Here is a 1,630-nt window from a genome sequence, read left to right as displayed (position 1 = left end):
CTGCTCTGTGGTGCCTTGTCATGGAGCGTGTCCAGTGGCTTAGAGATGTTTGGCATTCCCGGTAGTTTTGCGCCGGCAATCGGGGGTGTCATTGGTTTTATTGGCGTTGAAAAAATACGTGAGTTTGCTATTCGTGCCATCAATAAACGCTTGGGAGATAAACCACATGAGTAGAGGCATTCGGAATAACAATCCGGGCAATATTCGCCACGGGGATAAATGGCAGGGATTGCGCGCGCGCCAGACGGACGATGATTTTTGCCAGTTTACTGCGCCGGAATGGGGTATCCGGGCAATGCTGAAAATCTTGCACACCTATCTGCACAAATATGGCGATAACACCATTCGCCGGTTTATCTCCCGCTGGGCGCCCCCGAATGAGAATGACACTGAACGTTATATTGCTAATGTCAGCGACATGACAGGCATTGCCCGTGATGCGGTGATTGATGTCAAGCATCAACCCACCATAACAGCATTAGTGACTGCCATGATACGGATGGAGAACGGCCAACAACCGTATGCCGATGCCGTGTTTAAAAAGGCGTTTGAGTTGCTATGAAGTGGAAAGCGATTGCGGTGATTGCCGGTGTCCTGCTGGTTGTAAAGACCTGGCATTCTGTCTATGTCGTGTATGAAGAAAACGGACGGCTTACTGGGGAAAATAGTTCACTCAGCAAATCCTTATCCGAGCAAGAAGCCATCAACACCAACCAGCAAGCGCGGATCATGCATCTTGCTGAACAGGCTGCAAAACGCTTACAGGAGCTGACGAATGCGAAATCTCAGATTGACCGGCTTAGTGATGATCTCCGCACTGACACTCGGCGCGTGTACGTCAAAGCCGAATGCCCCAAGGCCGAAACCGCTTCCCCCGCCGGTGTGGATGGTTCAAGACCCGCCAGACTGGCGAAAGACGCTGAACAGGATTATGTACGTCTCCTCGGAGAACTCGAAACCCTCGAAAGCCAGTTCCTAGGATTGAGGGATTGGGCCAATACCGAATGCCCATTGAGGTGAGCTATGTTAAAGCCCAATTTACTGCGAGAAATGATTGTTGAACATGAGCCATTCTTTAACCAGAATCCGGATCGGCTGGAAGTCTTTATCACCAAAGGAAATTTGATTGCCACGGGGTCAGGTTCAGCCTCCTTTCTTTACCAGTATCAGTTGGAAGTGCTGGCGCTGGATTACCCGCACCCGCTCGACAATCTCAGTATTCCCATACTGGCATGGGCACGGTTGCATCAGCCTGATTTACTGTTTAATCCTGACCGCCGCCGCGAGGGGTTTTGCTTTGAAGTGGACTTACTCAGCAATGATACCGCTGACATTCTTTTCACGCTGCCCACCTCCGAGCGCGTGATTGTGGATCGGGTGAATGGAAAACTCACCCCGACCCATATTGATGAGCCGCCGCCGGATTCACGGTCACTGGCTATCTGGGATGTGTTGCTCGGTCATGAGGGGGCCGTATGAGTCAAAGCAGCTTGATGTTTTCGTTGGAAAATGCGTTACAGCGCCTGCTATCCACGACATCGCCCGGTTATCGCAGTCGATTGGCGCGCCAATTGGCAACTGTCATCCGTACTGATCAGCAAAAGCGCATCCGCAGCCAGAAAAACACCGA

5 protein-coding genes are annotated in these 1,630 nt (G+C 51.4%); all 5 read left to right on the top strand.

Translation table 11 applies throughout. The annotated features are described in order from the left end of the window. A partial coding sequence (locus NXS07_RS17290) for a phage holin, lambda family (protein ID WP_258087248.1) occupies nucleotides 1-174 on the top strand: 174 nt, incomplete at its 5' end. Beyond that, nucleotides 167-562 carry a structural protein gene (locus NXS07_RS17285; protein WP_258087239.1) on the top strand — a complete coding sequence of 132 codons (396 nt, stop codon included), beginning with the start codon at nucleotides 167-169 and terminating at the stop codon, nucleotides 560-562. The genes NXS07_RS17290 and NXS07_RS17285, both read left to right, overlap by 8 nt. After that, nucleotides 559-1,020, top strand: a complete 462-nt coding sequence (locus NXS07_RS17280) for a lysis protein (RefSeq protein WP_258087238.1) — start codon at nucleotides 559-561, stop codon at nucleotides 1,018-1,020. The genes NXS07_RS17285 and NXS07_RS17280 overlap by 4 nt, the downstream gene beginning before the upstream one ends. Nucleotides 1,021-1,023: 3 nt before the next feature. Continuing rightward, a complete protein-coding gene (locus NXS07_RS17275; protein WP_258087237.1) occupies nucleotides 1,024-1,479 on the top strand; it encodes a phage tail protein in 456 nt (151 codons plus the stop codon). Continuing rightward, nucleotides 1,476-1,630 (top strand): phage virion morphogenesis family protein (locus tag NXS07_RS17270; RefSeq protein ID WP_308686634.1); only part of this gene is annotated, 155 nt, incomplete at its 3' end. The genes NXS07_RS17275 and NXS07_RS17270, both read left to right, overlap by 4 nt.

The organism is Xenorhabdus bovienii, assembly GCF_024721015.1.
GTDB lineage: Bacteria > Pseudomonadota > Gammaproteobacteria > Enterobacterales > Enterobacteriaceae > Xenorhabdus > Xenorhabdus bovienii.
The sequence above is the reverse complement of the archived record's forward strand: the minus strand, read 5'-3'. Positions and strand labels throughout refer to the sequence as shown.

Bases quoted from the DNA above. Each gene is read 5' to 3' on its own strand.
- NXS07_RS17285 (WP_258087239.1), top strand. From the start codon at position 167: ATGAGTAGAGGCATTCGGAATAACAATCCGGGCAATATTCGCCACGGG.
- NXS07_RS17280 (WP_258087238.1), top strand. From the start codon at position 559: ATGAAGTGGAAAGCGATTGCGGTGATTGCCGGTGTCCTGCTGGTTGTA.
- NXS07_RS17275 (WP_258087237.1), top strand. From the start codon at position 1,024: ATGTTAAAGCCCAATTTACTGCGAGAAATGATTGTTGAACATGAGCCA.